Here is an 18,268-nt window from a genome sequence, read left to right as displayed (position 1 = left end):
TTGTGTACGTGATCGGTGGATCAGGCGTGCGTGCTGCCGGAGCCGGGCGTCTCGCCGAGGGCGCGCATCAGCGTGATCTGCGCCCGGTCGCGCTCGGCGGCCAGCTCCTCGGCCGAGTCCCCGCCGAAAGCCTCGTCGGCCTGGCCGATGAGCGTGGTGACGGTGGCGTCGTCGAAGGTGGGGTTGCCCAGGGCCGGCCACATGGTGTCCTCCATCGCGCGGCCCAGGTGCTCGATGAAGTGGGGGAGACCGCCGGGGCCACCGCCCAGGTGGAAGGTGCGGAACGGGCCGGCGACCGCCCAGCGCAGCCCGATGGAGGAGGTGACGATCTCGTCCAGCTCCGCCTCGGTCACCACGCCCTCGGCGACGAGGTGCACACACTCGCGGAACAGCGCGGACTGGAGACGGTTGGCGACGAAGCCGGGGATCTCCTTGCGCAGCACCTGAGGCTTCTTGCCGACAGCGGCGTAGAACGCCCTGGCCCGCTCGACCGTCTCCGCGGACGTCTTCGCGCCCGGCACGATCTCCACCAGCGGCACCAGGTGCGGCGGGTTGAAGGGGTGCCCGACGACGAGACGCTCGGGCTGCCGCAGCGCGGCGGCGATGGCGCTCGCCGGGATGCCGGAGGTCGAGGTGGCCAGCAGCGCGTGCGCGGGAGCCGCGTCCTCGATGGTCCGCCAGATCTCCCGCTTGAGCTCCAGGCGCTCGGGGCCGTTTTCCTGGACGACGTCCGCGTCCGCCACGGCGGTGGCGAGGTCGGCCTCGAAGGAGAGCCCCTCGGTGAGGTTCCCGGTCGGCAGGCCCAGCTCGGCCAGGGCCGGGGTGATCTCGGCGAGGCCGGTACGGACGAGGTCCTCGATGTCCTCGCGCGGATCGCTGATCACCACGTCGATGCCGTGGGCCAGGAAGAGACCGGCCCAGGAAACCCCGATCACGCCGCCGCCGATGATCGCGGCACGCCGGTAGGAGTTCGGGAGGGGCTCGGTGGGAGGGGTCATGGTTCTGTGCTTTCTCGATCAGGTGCGATCAGGTGCGATCAGGTGCGCTCAGGCGGCGAGGTAGTCGAAGACCGGCTCGACGGGGGCGAGGGTCAGGTCGGCGACGATGTGGCTGGCCCGGACGATCTCCAGCACCGGCAGGTCGGCGAGCGGCGCCATGACATGGGCGAACAGCTGGAGCCGGGCCGGGGCGGTGGAGGCGCTCTTGACGGTGACGTCGGTGATCCGGGTGCGGACCAGCTCGCAGATGCGCGGGGTGCCGTCGTAGTTCGGGACCGTCTTGACCATGAAGTTGGGGGTACTGATCTCCGCTCGGGCCTCGTCGAGGTCCAGCGCGTGGTGCTTGTAGCCCATGGTGGCGGTCGCCACGCGCAGGGTGCCGTAGTCGAGCGTGCCGACCAGCGTGTCGGAGTCGACGTAGAGGCTGGGGGAGCCGCCCTTCTTCGGGTACGCGCTGTACTCACGGCCGCTGGAGATCGCCGGCACGCTGTCCACGTACATGGCGAGGTTGAATTCACCCCGCTCGCCCTCGTGCTCGACGGCAATGAGCTGGCCGGCCTCGGTGTAGTCGCCGAGACCGGTGGTGTCGGGCATCCGCATCATCTCGAAGCGGACGACCGGGTCGGTGACCGTCAGCGGCTCGGGCACCAGCCGGCGCAGCGCCTCGGGGTCGGTGCGGTAGTAGATGTTGAGGTACTCGCGGTCGGTGAAGCGGTACCGGGTGGGGGCGTAGGCGGGGGAGTCCACCGGGGTGGTGAAGAGCCGGGCGACGTCCTGCTTGCGCATGAGGGCCTCCAGGGAGAGGGCCGTGTGTGGGGGGAGGTGCGACACGCTGTTCCGGTGACGCTCACGTTCCAGTGGACACCTCTTCACCCCTGTCCGTCCAATATATGATGTGGTCATGAGCGATATGCTTGAGGATATTCAGCTCACCAAGAGGCTGCTGGAACAGTTTCTGGTGGTGGCCGACGAGCGGCACTTCGGGCACGCGGCCGAGCGCCTCGGCATGAGCCAGCCGCCACTCAGCCAGTCGATCCAGCGGCTTGAACGCGGACTGGGGGTGCGCCTGTTCGACCGTGGCCCCGGCGGAGTGGCGCTGACCGCGGCGGGCGAGGTCTTCGCCGTGGACGCGCAGCGCCTCCTCGACTCCCAGTCCGCGGCCATCGAACGCGCCAGACGCGTCGCCGCCGGCCTGGAGGGCGATGTCCGGGTGGGCTACGTGAGCATCCTCAGCCACCACTACCTGCCGGGGCTGCTCCGGGCGGCGGCGGAGGAACTCCCCGGCCTCCGCGTCCACCTGCACCAGGACTCGGCCGCGGCCCTGGCCGAGATGATCCGCAACGGCACGCTCGACCTGGCCTTCCTGCGCGACCCCGCGCCCCTGTCGGCCGATCTCGTCAGTCTCGACTTCGCGGTGGAGCGCATCGCGGCGGCGGTGCCGCGCCGCCATCCGCTGGCGGACGCGGGGGAGATCGGGCTGGGCGACCTGCGCGACGAGGACTTCGTCCTCCCGGACCCCACCGCGCTGCCCACCCTGGCCCATCAGGTCCAACTCGCCTGCCGTGAGGCGGGTTTCACCCCTCGCAGCCGCGCCGTCTCGGACGACCTGACCGGCCTGTTCAGCTACGTCGCCTCCGGGCTGTGCGTCAGTCTCCTGCCCGAGCGCCTCCGCGACTTCCACGTCTCCGAGGTCGCCTTCGTCCCCCTCACGGAGATGTCGCCGTACCTGGAGACCACCCTGGTCGCCGTCCGCCGCCCGGACGCCGACGCGGCCGTCATGCGGCTGCTGGAGCTGATCACGCGCCGTATGACCGTGTGATCAGCGCATCCTGGTCATCGTCCCGTACGAATGCCGTGGACTGTCCGGCCGGGTAGATGGCATCGTCAGTGATCGTGACGAAGCACGGTTTTCTGGCGTTGGCGCCGCAGTACACCACGACATCCGAGCTGCTCTCGACGTCGGCGCGGCGGCGGGGGATGGATGTGGAAGTACTCGCGGGCACCGCCGTGAGGAGGCGGGGCGGCCACTACTACGGCGGCCCCGCCTTCGCGGCACGCGTCGCGGACGACCTCGAGGTCGCGCTCTTGGAGCCGTCCGACGACTGGCTGGCCACGTTGCCCCACGAGTACACCGGACGGCACATCGCCATGGCGACCCTGGGCGAGGCGCGCAGCCTGTCGCGGCCCGCGTTCGTCAAGCCCCCGAGCGACAAGAGCTTCCCGGCCGCCGTCTACGCCGACGGCAGCCACCTCCCGGCGGGGCCGGAGCCGTCACCGGACGTGCCGGTACTGATCAGCGACGTGGTGACCTGGGCGGCGGAGTTCCGCCTGCACATCCTGGACGGCGAGGTCCGTACGGGTTCGCAGTACACCACCTTCGGCCGTCTCGACGCCGAGCCGCTGCACGGGCACCGGTACGAAGGCGCTGCCCTGGAGTTCGCGGACGGTCTCCTGACCACGTGCGGCGACGGCCTGCCCAGCGCGGTGGTACTGGACATCGGGCTCCTCACCGCGCCCGAGCACGGCGCCGCCGGCCAATGGGCGGTGGTGGAGGCGAACATGGCATGGTTCAGCAACTGCTACGCCGCCGACCCTGACCGCGTCCTGGACGTCGTCCTGCGCTCAGCCGGTCCGCGGACGCAGTTGGCCGAGCGAGACCGCCGGTTCTGCCGGACCATCGAGGATGCTCACCTGGCCGGCTGAAATACCGGCGCCCCAGCTCCGATTACGGTGCGATGGCTTCGAGCCAGTCCTGGACGGTGACGACGTCTGCCCACTGAGGGAACAGTTTCCCGATGAGCATCGTGTGTACCTCGGGGTCGGTGTCGAGGCAGGCATCCGCCAGGACGGTGAGCCCGAAGTCCAGGTCGATGGCGTGCCACAGGGTGGACAGGACGACAGCGCTGGTGGCGATGCCGGTGAGAATCAGGGTGTCGATATCGCGAGCCCTGAGTATCAAGTCGAGGTCGGAGCCCGAGAACGCGCTGCCTCGTCTCTTGGTGACCACCACGTCGCCCTGCCGGGGCGCAACGTCCTGATGAATTTCGGTGCCAGGCGCCCCCTCAGTGAACAGGCCGGCCCGCACGACGTTTGCCATCACCTTGTTGCGAGGGCTGGCTTCCGGATCGCCCGGCCGCAATGTCATCACCACGTAGATGACGGGGATACCGGCAGTCCGGGCACCGTCGATCGCACTGCGCAAACGCGGCAGATACCCGGAGCCGTCGTCAGCGATGGCCACGACGTCCCGTTGGACATCCATGACCAGAAGCGCGCTGTTCGCCATGTTCACCGTCCCCTCTCCGTCGGGAAGCACGAGCAAGTCTGGTGGATCAATCGAGCCGAGGTGGCGGTTTCGGAGATCCTCACCGAGGAGCGATCGCACTCGCGGCCTGACACCCAGAGGGTCCAGCCGAGCTTCTGCTGCTGAGCCCAGGCATGTACGTCCGAGCGTTCGAGGTCCCGTGGTGACGGGTCAGCGCCTGTTGGTGGGGGCTGTCTTGGAGTCGGTGGTCTTCGTCCAGGAAGTGAGGAAGCTCAGGGCCTGATGGGAGGGGGTACCTTGGGCGGCGGTCATGACCATGAGCTGCTGGTCGGGGTCGCCGGTGCTGGCGAGCATTTCCCAGTCCAGGGTGAGGTCACCGGCGACGGGGTGGTGCAGGAGCTTGGTGCCGCTGTTCCTGCTGGCCACGTCATGGGAGGCCCACCAGCGTCGGAAGTCCTCATCCTGCACGGAGAGTTCGCCGACCAGGGAGGCCAGACGGGAGTCGGTGGATGACTGGGCGGCTTCCATGCGCAAGAACGCGACGCAGGTCCGGGCGGTGGTCTCCCAGTCGTCGAAGAGATTCCGTACCGCGGGGTCGAGGAAGGCGAGACGGACGTAATTGCGCTGGGACGCGGGAATTGCCGAGAAATCGGTGATCAACGCGGCCGCCAGGGAATTCCACGCGAGAATATCCATATACCGGCCCAGGACCATGGCCGGTGATTCGGTGAGCTGGTCCAGCAGCAGCTGCCACTGGGGCCGCACGCGCTGCGCGGTACGGCGCCGGGGGCGCGCGGCGTCCTTCCCGGCCAGGCCGTACACATAGGTCCGCTGATCCTCGTCCAGACGCAGCGCGCGGGCGACGGCGGCCAGCACGTGGGCGGATGCCGGAAGGCTGCCCTGTTCGAGGCGGGTGTAGTAGTCGGTGCTGATCGACGCGAGCTGTGCGACCTCCTCCCGGCGCAAACCCGGTACCCGGCGGGGCCGGTCCCCGTCGGGCAGCCCGACCGCGTGGGGACGCAGCTCGGCGCGTCTGGCCTTCAGGAAATCGCCCAGTTCATTGCGTCGCGCATTGTTGCCGCTCATGAAACCAGTGTCGCAGCCGAGTCCGTCGGCATGGGACGGAAGGATTCTTCCTACGAAGACATCCTCCGCTTTTCGCAGGCACACGGGCGTGTGAGTCTGGATATGCGCCCGGCGGAGAGCTCTTCTCCGACGGCCGGGAAAGAGAGCGGTGGTTCCGTCGCCCCGCCCCGGACAGGTGCAATGCGATAACGCTGCACAGAAGAGAGACATCATGAAGACGAACGTCACGTTCCCCAGCAACGGCCTGGAACTCGCCGGGCAGCTGTACCTGCCCGATGACTACACCGGCGACCGGCGCCCGGCTGTCGTGGTGTCCCACCCCTTCGGCGGGGTGAAGGAGCAGACAGCGGGTCTGTACGCCGAGCGGCTGGCCGGTGAGGGCTTCGTCGCTCTGGCCTTCGACGCCTCGTACCAGGGCGAGAGCGAGGGAGAGCCGCGCTTCCTGGAGAACCCCTTCGCCCGCGCCGAGGACATCAAGAGCGCCGTCACCTTCCTGACCACGCGCGACGAGGTCGACCCCGAGCGCATCGGCGCCCTGGGCATCTGCGCCTCGGGTGGCTACGTCCCCTACGCCGCGCAGACCGACCACCGCATCAAGGCCGTGGCCACGGTCAGCGCGGCCGACATGGGCGCCCTCTTCCGCGAGGGCCTCGGCGGCGGCCAGAGCGAGGACGTCGTCCGCGCCATGCTGGACCAGGCCGGCGAGGACCGTACCGCCGAAGCCCGCGGTGAGAAGCCTCGCCTGGAGCACATCGTCCCCGAGACCGCACAGGACGCGGAGGGGTGGCCCACCCTCTACCAGCAGGGAAGCGACTACTACCGCACCCCCCGCGCCCAGCACCCCAACTCGCCCAACTGGTACGTCGCCCGCAGCGTCGACCAGATCGCCCAGTACTCCTCCTACGACCTCATCCACCTCATCTCGCCGCGCCCCCTGCTGATGATCGCCGGCACCGCGGCGGACACCGCGTACTTCAGCCGCGAGGCGATCGAGAAGGCGAACGAGCCCAAGGAACTGTTCTGGATCGACGGCGCCACCCACATCGACCTCTACGACAAGGAGGAGTACGTGCCCACCGCCCTGACCAAGCTGACCGGCTTCTTCAGCGAGCACCTCACCGTCTGACGCCCACCGCCGCACGTGATGCGTGCGGCGGGGCAGGTGGTCTCGTTGCGGCCGCACTGCCGATCTTGGGCGGCGGGCGGGACATGCCAGTGGTCCCACTCTTCACGCCGCTGTCAGCCCTTGGGGGCCGGGACGGTACGTGCCGACCGATCCGGCCCCACCCTGCCGAGCGACGAAAGAGGCGCAGATGAGTCAGCCCAGCCACGGCCCGAGCAATGGTCGGCCGGTGACCCGACTGCACCGTGGCCGTGATCGGCTATCTGATCATGCGCGTCGCCCTCACGTGCCAGTGGCTGCGCGCCGCCCACGGCGAGACAGGCACTGCCCGCACCGTTGCCCTGCGCTACGCCGCAGGACTCGTCCTGGTGCAGGCCGGCTGGGTGGTCCTGTTGCTGCTGCCGGACTCGTGGTGGTGGTGGGGCTTCGCCCCCCTGGTCGTCCTCGACCTGGCCGTCCCGGCCATCGCCGAACGCGACGCTACAACCCCCTGGCACCCCCACCACATCGCGGAACGGTACGGCCTGTTCACGATCATCGTGCTCGGCGAGAGCGTCCTTGCCGCCACTCTCGCCATCCAGGCCGCCCTGGACGAGCGTCCGCACTTCGCGGAATTGCTGCCGATCGCCGCAGGCGGGCTCGTCATCGTCTTCGCCGCGTTCTGGACCTACTTCGCCGTCCCCGCGCACGAATACCTGCAGACCATCCGCCGCCCCTGGTGGTGGGGCTACGGCCACTACGTGATCTTCGGATCGGCCGCCGCGATCGGCGCGGGTGTCGAAATCGTCGTCGAGCAGATCACCGGTCACGCCCACCTCTCCGCCGTCGCGGCCGCACTCGCGGTCACCGGCCCTACCGCACTGTTCATGATCGCGGTGTGCCTCATCCACGCCCACCGCTTCAAGCAAGGGCCGGCCCAGCAGCTTGTCCTCCCGGCCGGCGCACTCCTGATCCTGTCAGCGACCTTCGCCGGTCAATGGGCCGTCCCGCTCGCCGCTCTCGTAGCAGCCGCCACCGTCGCCGCCGGGATCATCATGGCCAACCATCCCGGCGCACTCGCCAAGACAGGCCGGCGGAACGAGAACACGCTCACTGAGCCAGGTCGTCCCCATGAGTGACCTCGGCGACGGACGGGCGCTGGCAGTCGCCCAAGACTTGTCCCGTAAGTCACGGCCGAGGGGGGCAGGGCAAGGTGCGGTGGCAAGATGACGGCTCCGTCACGCTGGTACGCGGCCAGCCCCGGGGCGATCGCCTCGTACGCTGCCGCCAGGCGTCGTTGTCCACGCAGGAGTGTCCGATGGCCCGGTACTCCTCGGCGGAGACGGCACGCAGCTGGGTCAGCGCCCGGTACTGGGCGTCGATCCCGGTCTGTACCGGCTCGGCGTCGGCCCCGTGGCCCGAGGCCATGAGTTCAGCCCGATCTCCGACAGGCCGACGCCCAGCGCCCGCAGCACGAGGATCTGTTGCAACAGCTGGAGCTGGTGCTCCTCGTAATTGCGACCCTACCCAGGACGCCGGTGCCTCCCGAATCCCCGTAGAAACGCTGTCGTCTCACGACGGCTCACCTCTGAACGTGGCATGTCCGACGACCAGCTCAGAACTCCTGTCCAACGACTTCAGGCGTCTCCGACAGATCAGTGCGCATCCGAGGGTGAGGAAGGCATCGTCCCGCTCGCCGGGTCTTCGTCCGGTCTTGACTCCCCCTTGTAAGGCGCCTGGGATGATCGCCATCATGGACATACGCATCGCACCGGCCGGGGTGGCCGACTTCCACCGGGTCCTGACTGATCACCCCCGTTACTGGGGCGAACGCGATCTCCGGTCGCTGCACCTTCTTGCACTGGTGCAGGAGTTCGGTTCCACCTGCCTGGTCGCCCGTGCCGAGGACGGAATCCGTGGGTACATCTTCGGGTTCGTCACCCCGGACGGCACCGGGTACGTGCATCTGATCGCCACACGGGACGACGTCCGTGGCACCGGTCTCGGGCGTCGTCTGTATAAGGCGTTCGCTGAAGCAGCGGAACGCCATGGTGCACAGCAGTTGAAGGCGATCACATCGATCGCGAACACCGGCTCAATCGCCTTCCATCGCAGCCTCGGCTTCGATGCGAAGATCGTCGACGACTACAACGGCCCTGGCCTGGCCATGGCCGTCTTCCACCGAGCTCTGCCGCTCGACGTCGCGTGGCCCTGACCAACCTTCCGCCGCCGGCAATCGCTCCCCAGCCAGGCCGCGCGTCCAGTGGTGGCCGGCCACCGAAGTTCGGCCCAGAGGACTACAAGGCCCGGCACGCGGTCGAGTGCGGCATCAGATCGCCTCAAGAGACATCGAGCCGTGGCCACCAGGTAAGACGAACTCGTGGTCCGCTACGAGGCCACCGTCCTCGTTGCCGCCATCAACGAGTGGTTGCGGCGTACTGGTCCGACGACAACTCGAACACCCGTACTCGCCGGCCGCCGGTGGGGTTGACGGTCTCACGGACCGGACGCATCCCCAGTTTGGTCATGATCCGTTCGGAGGCGTCGTTGCCCACTTGAGTGATGCTGACGATCCGCTCCAGCCCTCGCTCTTGGAACCCGAACCGGACAGCGGCCGCAGCGGCCTCGGTGGCCAAGCCCTGCCCCCAGTGGGCACGTCCCAGCCGCCAGCCGACCTCAACCGCCGGCAGTACCTCCGGCAAGAAGTGGGGCACCGAAAGGCCGGTGAACCCGGCCAGCTCGCCAGTGGACCGGATCTCCACGGCGAACAGGCCGAAGCCCTGTGACTCCCACTCGCTCTCCCATGCCTGGACCCCGCAGCGAGTCTGCTGTTCGTCACGGACGCTGCCGTCACGGATCCACCGCATGACCTCGGGGTCGGCATTGACGGCAGCCATGGGCGCAACGTCTTCCTCGCGCCAGCGACGCAGGATCAAACGGGGAGTCTCAAGCGTGACCATCCAATCATTCTGGATCACAAACGGGCTCACCACCATCCTCACCAGGCACTTTCAAACCCGCTCTGCATCTGGGCAGAGGAACTCCGCAGCCGCTGACTGTGCGTCCCGTCCGGACTTCCGTGCTGGCTGAATCCGGTTCTGCGGGCAGCCATGCGCGTTCGGCGCTCGACAGGAGCCCGAGCAGGTAAGCGCGCGTTGCTGTCCGGGTGCTCAACTTGCCTGAATTTTCCCGCGCTTTCCGGACCATGCTGGAAGATCCTTCGAGACTGCCGACTCAGAGGCGACGGCGTTCACCACGCCATGCACGGGACATCCCTTAGGTCTGCTACAAGCTCGTGGTGTCCACGTTGGTCGCCTTTTGAGGACCGGTCGAATATGAACTGCCTGCGACCCGCTCATCCGGCTGCGGCGCCTCTGCCTCGGCGGTCACGGCCAGGAAGTCCAGCAGCCGGTCGTTCAGCTGCTTCGGTGCGGTGAGTGGCAGGGAGTGGTGGGTGGCTCCGGGGAGCAGTGCCACCTCGCCCTGCGAGAGCGTCCGGCGGGCCCTCTCGGCGACCTTGCGGACGCGGTGGGCGCGGCTGTGCTCCGCGAGCAGGACCAGCACCGGCATGCGGAGGTCGGCGGTCCGGGGGCGGCCACCGACGACGAGCTTGCGGCCGGGGATGGTGGTGGCCAGCGCGTAGAGGCGCTGCCAGGTCTCGTCCAGGTCGATATCCGCTGTCTCCCAGGCCAGGAAGGCGCGGGCGCGGGCCTCGCTCGGGCGGATCAGGTGGGGCAGCGCGCGCAGCAGATAGCCGGGGCGGAACCCCGCGAAGACCTGGGTGGGATCGACAAGGGCGAGGCGGTCGACCCGCTGCGGTGCGTGCATTGCGTATCTGGCGGCCAGCCAGGCGCCGTACGAGTGGCCGCACAGGTGCGCGCGGGCGAGTCCGAGCCCGTCCAGCAGCGCATCCAGCCAGGCCGTGAGGTCGTCGGCGCTCTTCAGTGGTGTGCCCCGGCGTTCGGTGCGGCCGGCGTCGCCCAGCAGGTCGACCGCGTGGACCCGGTATCGCTCGCCGAGAGCTGGTGCGTTGGCGAACCATGCCAGGCCGGTGGCGGAGCCGCCGGGCAGCAGCACCAGCGGGGTGCCGTCCGCCGGGCCGTACACATGGACGCGGGTGCGCCCGTACGGCGTGGCGACGTCGCGCTCCTCGGTGGACTCGGGCCAGCGGGCGCGAAGCTCGTCGTAGGCAAGGTCGAAGCCGGACAGTGACACGGGCATCCCTCTCGATGAGCGATAATCTCGATGAGCGAGACATTACTGGGGTGCGAGGGAGCGTGCAATGGACGATCAGGGCCCGGCGATGCGGTTGGTTCACCTGCTGCGCGCGGTCACGGTGGAGTTCGACCAGCTCGGGGCAGAGTTCGCCGCGCGCAACGGGCTGCATCCCACCGACGTGCGCGCGCTGATCCACTTGCTGGACGCGGCACGAGTCGGTACCCGTGCCACGCCCGGGTGGCTCGGCGAGCAACTGCGCCTGAACTCCGCCGGGACCACCGCTCTCGTGGACCGGCTGGAGCGACTCGGACTGGTCCGGCGCAGCAGGGACACGGCCGACCGGCGGCGCGTGCTTCTGGAGGTGCAGGAGAAGGCCACGGAACTCGGGTGGACCTTCTTCGGGCCGGTGATCGGCGAGGTGGTGGCAGCCGCGGAGGGTTTCGAGGCGGGCGAGTTGGAGACAGTACGTCGCTTTCTGACCGCAGTCCTGGAGTCCGCCGAGCGGGCGGCGCTGTGACGCGAGGTCAGGGGGGCGAGGACGGCCCTTGACGATGATGTTGCAGGGGTGTTCGCACCAACGGGTCAGCGGAATCTTTGGACTTGACGCCCACGAAACGACGACACATCTCCGACTCAGGTCACCGACTACTCACCCTCGTCCTCCTGCAGCACGTTGCGGCGTTCCTGCTCGCGCTTGGAGAAGGCAGCCGCCCGGACCGCCTCGTCGCTCTCCCAGCCCGATCCCAGCGCGCCGCCCACCGTGGCGACCGAAGCGACGAACCAGGAACCCACGGTCACGATCGTCGAGGCGTTGTAGAGGGTCGTCCTCTTCCTCTCCTCCGGCGAGGCGTCTGTCGACCGGTGCCACAGGTGCGCGTCCACGATCAGCCAGCCGATCATGAGTGCGACAGACCCGACCATGGCGATCACGAGGCGCGGCGCGCTCAGGGACTCGGCCAGATAACCGCGCGGCCCGCTGACGACGTACCGCCCAGCGGAGGAAGGGACAGCAGCGCCAGGCCGTGCTCGTGATCCAGATTCACGACGAGCTTGCGCCCGTGTGAGTGCAGCGGAAGGTCGGTGAGGGCCACGACGATGTCCCAATTCTCCGCTCTTCCGCGGTCCATGATCCGGCGCATCAAGGTGGGCGGGTCCTCGGTCCCTGCGGTGACGGGCTCACTGACCACCTGCACGTCGAACCGTCGCCCCTGACCCGACTTTTCGGCGAGCCGAGCGGGAAGCACGCGGGCCATGCGCTGCGCGATCTCCGTCGGCGCATCCGGATCCGCCAGGAGAGCCACGACCGTAACGCCCTGAGACGACACCCGCATGACTCCTTCACGTCGGCTGCCCTCCCCGCGATCGCACGTGCCCACAGGATGCCTCCGAGGCAACGCCGCCGCGTGACACGCTGGCCCCCGCCAGTCAGTGAAGGCGCCTGCCGCGCGGTTCCCGGCGCGATCAGGTAGTCAGGAAGAGTGGACAAGGACGCGACCGACCCCTTCGTGCATGTCCGGGGCGCCAGTGAGAACAACCTGCGGAACGTCGATGTCGACGTTCCCCGGGACGCGATGGTCGCCTTCACCGGCGTCTCCGGTTCGGGCAAGTCCTCGCTCGCGTTCGGCACGCTCTACGCGGAGGCCCAGCGGCGCTACTTCGAGTCCGTGGCACCGTACGCCCGAAGGCTGTTGCAACAGGTCGGCGCACCGCACGTGCAGGAAATCACCGGACTGCCACCGGCCGTGGCCCTTCAGCAGCGACGCGGGTCGCCCAGCTCTCGCTCGACGGTCGGCACCATCACCACGCTGTCCAATCTGCTGCGCATTCTGTACTCCCGCGCCGGCACCTATCCGCCCCGGGCGGCCCGGCTGGAGGCCGAGTCGTTCTCACCCAACACCGCGACCGGCGCCTGCCCGGAGTGCCACGGACTGGGCGTCGTGCACGACGTCGCCGAGGACCTGCTCGTCCCGGACCCCTCGCTGAGCATCCGCGAGGGGGCGATCGCCGCGTGGCCGGGCGCCTGGCAGGGCGCCAACCTGCGCAGTGTCGTGAACGGCCTGGGGATCGACATCGACCGACCGTGGCGCAGGCTCAGGAAGAAGGACCGGGACTGGCTGCTGTACACGGACGAGCAGCCCTCCGTGTACATCGAGCCGGAGGAGGACCGCGTCGACTACGGCTACCAGGGCAAGTTCTGGAGCGCCCGCAAACACGTCATGCACGTCCTCGCCGACTCCAAGAGCGAGAAGACGCGCGAACGGGCGCTCCGGTTCGTCAGGAGTGTGCCCTGCCCCGAGTGCCACGGCAGCGGACTACGGCCCGAGGCGCTCGCCGTGACCTTCGCCGGACGTTCCATCGCCGAGATCAACGCGATGCCGCTCACCGAGGTCGTGGCGCTGCTGCGGCCCGTCGCGGGGCGGTCCGAGGCCGACGCCACCACGTCGACCGCCCGATCCGGGGAGACGACCGAGGTCGCGGTCCGGATCTGCGGCGATCTGGTCACGCGGATCGACGTACTGCTCGACCTGGGCCTCGGATATCTCAGCCCCGGGCGCCGCTCGACGACCCTGTCGCCCGGCGAGGCGCAGCGCCTGCGGATCGCCACCCAGCTGCGCTCGGGGCTGTTCGGCGTCGTCTACGTCCTCGACGAACCCTCCGCGGGCCTGCACCCGGCTGACGCGGAACCGCTGCTGGACGTGCTGGACCGCCTCAAGGCGGCGGGCAACTCGCTGTTCGTCGTGGAGCACGACATGGACGTCGTACGGCGGGCGGACTGGGTGGTCGACATCGGCCCCGGCGCGGGCGAGGGCGGCGGACGCGTGCTGTACAGCGGCCCGGTAGCCGGTCTTGAGCGGGTCGGGGAGTCGGCCACGAGCCAGTACCTGTTCGGGCGCGCCCAGCCGCTCGATCACCGCCCGCGCACACCGCACGGCTGGCTGCACCTGAGCGGCGTCTCCCGCCACAATCTGCACGACGTTTCCGTCGACGTACCGCTCTGCGTACTGACGGCGGTGACGGGCGTGTCCGGTTCCGGAAAGTCGACGCTGGTGACGCAGGTGCTCGCCGAGGTCGTCCGTAGCCACCTCGGACTCGTACCCGACGAGCCCGGCGAGGCGCGGCTGGAGGTCGACGTCCAGGACGCGTCGGGGGTCGAGTCGTTCGACCGGCTGGTCCGGGTCGACCAACGGCCCATCGGCCGGACTCCCCGGTCCAACCTGGCCACGTACACGGGGCTGTTCGACGCGGTGCGCAGGCTGTACGCCGCGACGGACGAGGCCCGGGCACGCGGCTACTCGGCCGGTCGGTTCTCCTTCAACGTGCCCGAAGGGCGGTGCGAGACCTGCCAGGGCGAAGGGTTCGTCGCGGTGGAGTTGCTGTTCCTGCCCGGCACCTACGCGCCGTGCCCGACCTGCGAGGGCGCCCGGTACAACGCCGAAACGCTGGAAGTCACCTATCGCGGCAAGAACATCGCGGACGTGCTGGCGCTGTCCGTCGACGCCGCCGCCGAGTTCCTGTCCGCCGTCCCGGCCGCCTCTCGCAGTCTGGAGACGTTGCGCGAGGTGGGACTGGGGTATCTGCGGCTGGGCCAGCCTGCGACGGAACTCAGCGGTGGTGAGGCGCAGCGCATCAAACTGGCCACCGAACTGCAGCGAGCCCGCCGCGGGCACGCGCTCTACCTGCTCGACGAGCCGACGGCGGGGCTGCACCCCTCGGACATCGCGCTGCTGCTGCGACAGCTGCACCGGCTCGTCGACGCCGGCAACACGGTCGTCCTCGTCGAGCACGACCTCGACACGATCGCCACCGCCGACTGGGTCGTCGACCTCGGGCCGGGCGGCGGCGACGCGGGCGGGCGGGTGGTCGCGGCGGGCCCGCCGGGCAAGGTGGCGAGGGCCCGCCGCAGCGCCACCGCGCCCCATCTCGCGGCCCGGCTCGCGCGCTGCCACCGGCGGAGCAGCTCGTAGGCCCTGCCCACGGAACACCGGCGTCATAGTCGACGGCCGAAACGGGCTTCACCTCCTTCGATACAATGGTGGACGAGGCCAACCGGCTCCCCGAGGACACACCGAGGAGGCCAACGGCTGGCCCTGGGAGCGCCGTAGAACAGTCGTACGCCGCGCTGCGCCCCCTCCCGCCCCGGCTACGTGACCGGCTGCCCGTCGATGGAGCCGCTACGCGGTCGACGGCAGTAACGAGCGAGTCCTCGAATCCGGTCTGCCGAACTCGCTGCCTCCGTACTGCCGTGACTCCTCGGGGTACGCCGACCGCCGACCAGGAAGAGAGCGCGGTCGAGCGGTCCCCTCCACGGAAGGTGAAGCCTCATGGTCACGATTCCCGACCCGCACCTGGCGATGGTGCGTCCGGTGACGCCGCGTACCCCGCGGGGCTGCGAGGAGTGCCTCGTGGAGGGGTCCCCGTGGGTGCATCTGCGGCTCTGCCTCACCTGCGGGCACGTCGGCTGCTGCGACTCCTCGCCCATGAAACACGCGAGGCGGCACGCGGGCAGTGCCGACCACCCCGTCGTGCAGTCCTTCGAACCGGGCGAGGACTGGCGCTGGTGCTTCGTCCACGAGGCGCTGGTCTGATGAGCACGGCCGAGCACGACCATGGCGCGGTCCGCGAGACACCGGACCGATACGGGGCGTTTCCGCGCCTGACACCGGAGCAGCTCCAGGACCTGGCCGCGTACGGTGAGCGCCGCACGACCACCGCGGGCGAGGTGCTGTACCGCGAGGGCGAGCCGTTCCGGGAGTTCCTCGTGATCCTCAGCGGGACCGTCGAGGTCCTCGAAGATCACGGCGGCCCCGGGGAGCGCACGGTGGCGGTGCACGGACCCGGCAGGTTCCTGGGTGAACTCGGGTTGCTTGAGGGCCAGGCGGCGTTCGAGACCGCCGTGGTGCGCGAGGCGGGCGAGATCCTGGCCGTACCGGTGGAGCGGCAACGCGCTCTTGTCGCCCGCGACCCCGTCCTCGGCGACCTGATCCTCCGCGCTTACCTGGGTCGCAGGTATCTGCTCATCGGCCTCGGCGCCGGCTTCAGGATCCTGGGATCATGTTATTCACAGGACACGCTGCGGCTGCGTGAGTTCGCCGCTCGTAACCGCCTGCCCCACCGCTGGGTGGACCTGGAGAAGGACAAGGAGGCGGAGGCGCTGCTGCGCCGGTTCGCCATCCGTCCCGAGGAGACTCCGGTGGTCATCTGGAAGGGCGAGCAGGTGCTGCGCAACCCGAGCAACGCCGAACTCGCCCGACTCATCGGGCTGCCGGCCCCGGCGCCGGAGGCCGGGCGGTGCGAGGTGATGGTGGTGGGTGCGGGGCCCGCGGGACTCGCCGCCTCCGTGTACGGCGCCTCCGACGGCCTCACCACGGTCACCGTCGACGCCGTGGCCACCGGAGGGCAGGCCGGTACCTCGTCCCGCATCGAGAACTACCTTGGCTTCCCGTCGGGCATCTCCGGGGGCGAGCTGATCGAACGCGCGGTGCTCCAGGCCCACAAGTTCGGGGCTCGCCTGATGGTGCCGGCCCAGGTCAGCGGGCTCACACCACAGGACGACGAGTACATCGTCACCTTCACGGACGGGTCCCAGACCCGGGCGGGCGCCGTGGTGCTCGCGTCGGGTGTGCGGTACCGCAGGCTCGACGTGCCCGGCATCGACCGTCTGGAGGGCACCAGCGTCTACTACGCGGCGACCGTCCACGAGGCGAGCCTCTGTCAGGCGGACCCGGTCGCCGTGGTCGGCGGCGGGAACTCCGCCGGGCAGGCGGCGCTGTTCCTCGCCAACCACGCGTCCAGGGTCCACCTCCTCGTCCGGGGCGGTGACCTCAACGCGGACATGTCGCGCTACCTCGTGGACCAGGTGGAACGGCACCCGAAGATCGACGTGCTGCTCCATACCGAAGTCCGGGGCGTCTCCGGGGAGGAACGACTGGAGTCGCTGATCGTGGAGGACAACGCAACCGGCGAGCGTCGGGAGGTGCGGGCCGTGGCGCTGTTCGTGTTCATCGGGGCCCGGCCGCGCACGGACTGGCTCAGCGGCGTGCTGGCCCTGGATGAAAAGGGCTTCGTCCTCACCGGCGCTGACGCCCAGGCGGCGGCCGACGCCACCCGGTGGGACTCGCTCGGCCGTGGGCCATTGCTGCTGGAGACCACTCTTCCCGGAGTCTTCGCCGCCGGCGACGTCAGGAGCGGCTCGGTCAAGCGGGTGGCCTCGGCGGCCGGTGAGGGTGCCATCGCGATCCGCCTCGTGCACGAGCACCGGGAAAGGACGGGCAACCTGGTCCGCACCGCGGGACCCGAAGGGCCTCGGCAGTGGCAGGCCGATCCGTGTCCTGGCGATGACCGAGAGGCAGTAGAGACAGGCGATGCCGACAGGTGACCCCAACACCGCTCCGCTCCAGCTCGTCGACGGACTCGCCCCGGCAGAAGGGCAAGACCACCGCACCGGCCGTCGGCGGCACAGCGCCGGACTGGGACCGCAGCGTCTCCTCGGGGAGGGCTCGACCGTTCTGGGCTTCGGCGAGGTAGGCGGCGGCGCCGAAACCCCGGTTGGCGCCGTGAACGTGAGGATGGAGCCAGGGCGTGCCCGCCGGCGGGCACGTCGTCTCGTACAGCGCGAGGTGCGGCGCGGCCAACGGTGAGGAAAGGGGAAGGGTCACGGGGCCCATGACGGCATGCCGGCCTTCCCGCGCGCGGGCCGGCTGGTGGGCGAGCCATCCGGCCGGGACGACGCTGTCGGCGTCGGTCGTGGTGAGCGAGGCATCGTTCGAGCGCGTGCTGGACGCCGGCCGCGCGGGCCCGGCGGGGGCCGGGCCGACGTGGGGAAGGCTCGGGACCATCCGGCCCAGGTCGCGGCCGTCCAGCGCCGCGGTATAGCGGGCGATCAGCCGGGGGGCGTCGAGCTGCCCGCGTCCGGGCGGGGACCGCAAGGCGAAACGGGCCCATCCGAGCGGTGAGTGGACGAGTCCGTTGGAGGGGTGGCCCCTCCGCCCCGGCCACGCTGCTGCGCCATCGCCACGGCGTCCGGACGCGGCCCCCATCACGCGGTGCCCCCGCTGTGCCGGCCCCAGAGGAATCAGCCGGACACCCCGCCTCGCCAGTGTTCGAACGCCGTGAAGTGCTCCAGCATCGTGGAGAGATGGTGCTCCCCCTCGGCGTACAGGGAGCCGACGTGGGAGAGGGGGACGACGGTGGGGAGTGGGTCTTCGCCCGCTTCCTCGTCGGTGGCGAGCGCGTCGGTCTCGGGGGCGGTCAGCCGGTCGCGCGGGTAGGTGAGGCGGGGGCAGCCGGGCCAGTATTCGCCGGGGTGCGGGCCCTCGGGGGCCCATGCCCAGACGGCACCGTGATGACGGACGGCGATCTCGCCCATGTACCAGGCAGCCGCCATCAGGACGGGGTCGTCCGGATGCTGATAGACGTCTTCCCAGGTGTCGTAGCGGGAGAGCAGAAGCCGTTCGAGGCGATCGAGCGACGCGGGGGAGTAGTCCCAGTCGCCTCCTGTCCCGCAGTCCAGGGAAACGAAGGCGGTGCGCGCCGCTTCCAGCCATGCGTTCAGGCGCGGGTTGTGGTGCCAGGCGGGGTCGTCGATGCTGCGCATGACTG

16 protein-coding genes and 1 pseudogene are annotated in these 18,268 nt (G+C 69.7%); 9 read left to right on the top strand and 8 right to left on the bottom strand.

The window, feature by feature from the left end:
* Positions 1 to 20 precede the first annotated feature (20 nt).
* Entirely contained in the window at positions 21 to 998 is a 978-nt protein-coding gene (locus tag ACIGA3_RS12095; protein ID WP_399713515.1) for a 3-hydroxyacyl-CoA dehydrogenase NAD-binding domain-containing protein, read from the bottom strand.
* Between the two features lie 48 nt (positions 999 to 1,046).
* Positions 1,047 to 1,784: an acetoacetate decarboxylase gene (locus ACIGA3_RS12090; RefSeq protein WP_399713512.1), complete on the bottom strand. Its 738-nt coding sequence runs from the start codon at positions 1,782 to 1,784 to the stop codon at positions 1,047 to 1,049.
* A 115-nt stretch (positions 1,785 to 1,899) separates the two neighbouring features.
* On the opposite strand from ACIGA3_RS12090, the gene ACIGA3_RS12085 reads away from it, so the two are divergent.
* Entirely contained in the window at positions 1,900 to 2,817 is a 918-nt protein-coding gene (locus ACIGA3_RS12085) for a LysR family transcriptional regulator (RefSeq protein ID WP_399713510.1), read from the top strand.
* A 71-nt stretch (positions 2,818 to 2,888) separates the two neighbouring features.
* The gene (locus tag ACIGA3_RS12080) at positions 2,889 to 3,701 is read left to right on the top strand and encodes an ATP-grasp domain-containing protein (RefSeq protein ID WP_399714015.1); all 813 of its coding nucleotides are present in this window, start codon (positions 2,889 to 2,891) and stop codon (positions 3,699 to 3,701) included.
* A 22-nt stretch (positions 3,702 to 3,723) separates the two neighbouring features.
* On the opposite strand, the gene ACIGA3_RS12075 is transcribed toward ACIGA3_RS12080, so the two are convergent.
* Both ACIGA3_RS12075 and ACIGA3_RS12070 read right to left on the bottom strand, forming a co-directional pair.
* The gene (locus ACIGA3_RS12075) at positions 3,724 to 4,284 is read right to left on the bottom strand and encodes a cysteine hydrolase family protein (protein WP_399713508.1); all 561 of its coding nucleotides are present in this window, start codon (positions 4,282 to 4,284) and stop codon (positions 3,724 to 3,726) included.
* Positions 4,285 to 4,473: 189 nt separating this feature from the next.
* Positions 4,474 to 5,349: a helix-turn-helix domain-containing protein gene (locus tag ACIGA3_RS12070; RefSeq protein WP_399713507.1), complete on the bottom strand. Its 876-nt coding sequence runs from the start codon at positions 5,347 to 5,349 to the stop codon at positions 4,474 to 4,476.
* A 211-nt stretch (positions 5,350 to 5,560) separates the two neighbouring features.
* Between ACIGA3_RS12070 and ACIGA3_RS12065 the strand changes: the two genes are divergently transcribed.
* From ACIGA3_RS12065 to ACIGA3_RS12055, 3 genes are all read left to right on the top strand, one after another.
* Complete coding sequence (locus ACIGA3_RS12065; protein WP_399713504.1) at positions 5,561 to 6,475, top strand: alpha/beta hydrolase; 915 nt, start codon at positions 5,561 to 5,563, stop codon at positions 6,473 to 6,475.
* A 248-nt stretch (positions 6,476 to 6,723) separates the two neighbouring features.
* Positions 6,724 to 7,590, top strand: coding sequence for a low temperature requirement protein A (locus ACIGA3_RS12060; RefSeq protein WP_399713501.1), 867 nt, complete (start codon positions 6,724 to 6,726; stop codon positions 7,588 to 7,590).
* A gap of 602 nt (positions 7,591 to 8,192) precedes the next feature.
* A complete protein-coding gene (locus tag ACIGA3_RS12055) occupies positions 8,193 to 8,666 on the top strand; it encodes a GNAT family N-acetyltransferase (RefSeq protein WP_399713498.1) in 474 nt (157 codons plus the stop codon).
* A 202-nt stretch (positions 8,667 to 8,868) separates the two neighbouring features.
* On the opposite strand, the gene ACIGA3_RS12050 is transcribed toward ACIGA3_RS12055, so the two are convergent.
* A complete protein-coding gene (locus ACIGA3_RS12050) occupies positions 8,869 to 9,411 on the bottom strand; it encodes a GNAT family N-acetyltransferase (RefSeq protein ID WP_399713495.1) in 543 nt (180 codons plus the stop codon).
* 325 nt (positions 9,412 to 9,736) lie between these two features.
* Positions 9,737 to 10,672: an alpha/beta fold hydrolase gene (locus ACIGA3_RS12045; RefSeq protein ID WP_399713492.1), complete on the bottom strand. Its 936-nt coding sequence runs from the start codon at positions 10,670 to 10,672 to the stop codon at positions 9,737 to 9,739.
* Between the two features lie 61 nt (positions 10,673 to 10,733).
* Between ACIGA3_RS12045 and ACIGA3_RS12040 the strand changes: the two genes are divergently transcribed.
* A complete protein-coding gene (locus ACIGA3_RS12040) occupies positions 10,734 to 11,186 on the top strand; it encodes a MarR family winged helix-turn-helix transcriptional regulator (RefSeq protein ID WP_399713489.1) in 453 nt (150 codons plus the stop codon).
* 128 nt (positions 11,187 to 11,314) lie between these two features.
* Here ACIGA3_RS12040 and ACIGA3_RS12035 read toward each other — a convergent pair.
* A pseudogene (locus tag ACIGA3_RS12035) lies at positions 11,315 to 12,000 on the bottom strand (hypothetical protein).
* A 147-nt stretch (positions 12,001 to 12,147) separates the two neighbouring features.
* Here ACIGA3_RS12035 and uvrA point away from each other — a divergent pair.
* From uvrA to ACIGA3_RS12020, 3 genes are all read left to right on the top strand, one after another.
* Positions 12,148 to 14,634: an excinuclease ABC subunit UvrA gene (uvrA, locus tag ACIGA3_RS12030; protein WP_399713486.1), complete on the top strand. Its 2,487-nt coding sequence runs from the start codon at positions 12,148 to 12,150 to the stop codon at positions 14,632 to 14,634.
* A gap of 357 nt (positions 14,635 to 14,991) precedes the next feature.
* Positions 14,992 to 15,255 (top strand): UBP-type zinc finger domain-containing protein, encoded by a 264-nt coding sequence (locus tag ACIGA3_RS12025; protein ID WP_399713484.1) that lies wholly within the window; start codon positions 14,992 to 14,994, stop codon positions 15,253 to 15,255.
* Entirely contained in the window at positions 15,255 to 17,045 is a 1,791-nt protein-coding gene (locus ACIGA3_RS12020; RefSeq protein WP_399713483.1) for an FAD-dependent oxidoreductase, read from the top strand. The genes ACIGA3_RS12025 and ACIGA3_RS12020 overlap by 1 nt, the downstream gene beginning before the upstream one ends.
* 696 nt (positions 17,046 to 17,741) lie before the next feature.
* Here ACIGA3_RS12020 and ACIGA3_RS12015 read toward each other — a convergent pair.
* Positions 17,742 to 18,263, bottom strand: coding sequence for a hypothetical protein (locus tag ACIGA3_RS12015; RefSeq protein ID WP_399713481.1), 522 nt, complete (start codon positions 18,261 to 18,263; stop codon positions 17,742 to 17,744).
* Positions 18,264 to 18,268: the final 5 nt, after the last annotated feature.

The sequence above is a fragment of the Streptomyces sp. NPDC085596 genome, from assembly GCF_044541565.1.
In the GTDB taxonomy this organism is placed as follows: domain Bacteria; phylum Actinomycetota; class Actinomycetes; order Streptomycetales; family Streptomycetaceae; genus Streptomyces.
Note: the sequence above shows the minus strand (reverse complement) of the source record. Positions and strands in the feature narration are given on the sequence as shown.

What these genes read in the sequence shown, in the direction of transcription:
- ACIGA3_RS12065 (WP_399713504.1), top strand. Translation starts at nt 5,561, where the DNA reads ATGAAGACGAACGTCACGTTCCCCAGCAACGGCCTGGAACTCGCCGGG.
- ACIGA3_RS12050 (WP_399713495.1), bottom strand. Translation starts at nt 9,411, where the DNA reads ATGGTCACGCTTGAGACTCCCCGTTTGATCCTGCGTCGCTGGCGCGAG.
- ACIGA3_RS12020 (WP_399713483.1), top strand. Translation starts at nt 15,255, where the DNA reads ATGAGCACGGCCGAGCACGACCATGGCGCGGTCCGCGAGACACCGGAC.
- ACIGA3_RS12085 (WP_399713510.1), top strand. Translation starts at nt 1,900, where the DNA reads ATGAGCGATATGCTTGAGGATATTCAGCTCACCAAGAGGCTGCTGGAA.
- ACIGA3_RS12075 (WP_399713508.1), bottom strand. Translation starts at nt 4,284, where the DNA reads ATGGCGAACAGCGCGCTTCTGGTCATGGATGTCCAACGGGACGTCGTG.
- ACIGA3_RS12040 (WP_399713489.1), top strand. Translation starts at nt 10,734, where the DNA reads ATGGACGATCAGGGCCCGGCGATGCGGTTGGTTCACCTGCTGCGCGCG.
- ACIGA3_RS12090 (WP_399713512.1), bottom strand. Translation starts at nt 1,784, where the DNA reads ATGCGCAAGCAGGACGTCGCCCGGCTCTTCACCACCCCGGTGGACTCC.
- ACIGA3_RS12045 (WP_399713492.1), bottom strand. Translation starts at nt 10,672, where the DNA reads ATGCCCGTGTCACTGTCCGGCTTCGACCTTGCCTACGACGAGCTTCGC.
- ACIGA3_RS12015 (WP_399713481.1), bottom strand. Translation starts at nt 18,263, where the DNA reads ATGCGCAGCATCGACGACCCCGCCTGGCACCACAACCCGCGCCTGAAC.
- ACIGA3_RS12070 (WP_399713507.1), bottom strand. Translation starts at nt 5,349, where the DNA reads ATGAGCGGCAACAATGCGCGACGCAATGAACTGGGCGATTTCCTGAAG.
- ACIGA3_RS12055 (WP_399713498.1), top strand. Translation starts at nt 8,193, where the DNA reads ATGATCGCCATCATGGACATACGCATCGCACCGGCCGGGGTGGCCGAC.
- ACIGA3_RS12095 (WP_399713515.1), bottom strand. Translation starts at nt 998, where the DNA reads ATGACCCCTCCCACCGAGCCCCTCCCGAACTCCTACCGGCGTGCCGCG.
- ACIGA3_RS12025 (WP_399713484.1), top strand. Translation starts at nt 14,992, where the DNA reads ATGGTCACGATTCCCGACCCGCACCTGGCGATGGTGCGTCCGGTGACG.